Source organism: Okeania sp. SIO2F4 (genome assembly GCF_010672385.1).
GTDB lineage: Bacteria > Cyanobacteriota > Cyanobacteriia > Cyanobacteriales > Microcoleaceae > Trichodesmium.
Genome location: NZ_JAAHGT010001446.1, coordinates 1 through 1,270, shown reverse-complemented (window position 1 = coordinate 1,270; position 1,270 = coordinate 1). Strand labels below are relative to the sequence as shown.

Genomic DNA, 1,270 nt, shown 5'->3' with positions numbered 1-1,270 from the left:
TATCTATTGCACTAATTATCCCACCGATAGGAGAAAGAAGACCTTTAGCTACACTTTTTTGTACTTGGCTTTTAGCATATTGTCCTGTAGAAATTTCTGTAATATCGTCTTTCTTTAAAGTAAAGTTACCATCTTGAAATTCTTCCTTCCTAAACTCTGCATCTAGAGTACCAGCATCCGTATCTATAGTAACTTCGCATGGTTTTAATTCCCCACTATTCTGATTTAAACAGTAAGCACCGTGAGTTCTTACCAAGGCAAGATTAACAGGAAAAACCAATGAAAAAGCAGATATCAAACTAATTAATTTATTTTTCATAATTCCAGCAAAATAATTAACAACTTCAGAAATTTTTTGAGAATATTCAGAATGGTTTTATCAAAATAATTGAGTCGTGCAACCCCACCTTTTAATCAGTTGTCATTTATCAGTTAAATCTTTTTTCTAGTTTGATCAAAAAAATAAAGTAATAATTTAACTTGTAAATTCTAAATTCTAAATTCTAAATTCTAAATTAATTATTGAGGATTTTCCGTAGTCCGAATCTTTAAACCAGTCAAGCTTTCCAAATCTTGTATTAAAGGTTCACTATCTTTTGTCTTAATATCAATCAAAGCGATATTTGTTTTATTCTGATTATCCACATATTCAATTGCAAATTGAGTCCGTTTTTCCTTACCAAATAAACCAACTAATGCTCCTATTGGACCTAAAACTAAACTTGCTCCAATAGTTTCTTTAGTTCTTTTTTGAGCGTGTTCGCCACTTGAAATTTCAATAATTTTATTACCTCTCAATCTCAGATTATCATTTTGATATTTGTCAGACCTAAAATTCATTTCCAAGCTATTTTGTCTTGTTGATACCATAATTATACATCCTTGCATTTTACCACTAACTATATGTAGACATTTAGCGCCATATTCTCCTGCTAAAGCTAAGTTGTTAGTAAAAAGAAGTGAAGCAACAGATATAAATAAAGCAAATTTTTTCATAAAACCAAAGTTCTCAAGAATCTAAACTTAATGACCAGGCGATTCAATCAATTTCTGGCCTATTATCAAAATAATTGGGTTTAAAACCCCGCCTTTTAAGGCGAAATGTTTTTGGAGGATTGCTCAAAATACTCGTTATATCATGTCCGGTTGAATAGTTATAATTAAAGCTTGTAGTAGGGCTTTAGTCCTATCTATAAGTTCGGGCTAAAGCCCTACTATAAACAAAAACTTTTTTATCAATTATTATCCGGACATCATATTACAAAAACAA

The 1,270-nt window shown here is 30.6% G+C and carries 2 protein-coding genes; both read right to left on the bottom strand.

The window, feature by feature from the left end; all coding sequences use genetic code 11:
• The coding region (locus F6K22_RS41130) for a hypothetical protein (protein WP_293110955.1) at window positions 1–319 on the bottom strand (319 nt) is incomplete at its 3' end.
• A 200-nt stretch (window positions 320–519) separates the two neighbouring features.
• Complete coding sequence (locus tag F6K22_RS41125; protein WP_293110953.1) at window positions 520–996, bottom strand: hypothetical protein; 477 nt, start codon at window positions 994–996, stop codon at window positions 520–522.
• Between the last annotated feature and the right edge of the window lie 274 nt (window positions 997–1,270).

Bases quoted from the DNA above. Each gene is read 5' to 3' on its own strand.
- F6K22_RS41125 (WP_293110953.1), bottom strand. From the start codon at position 996: ATGAAAAAATTTGCTTTATTTATATCTGTTGCTTCACTTCTTTTTACT.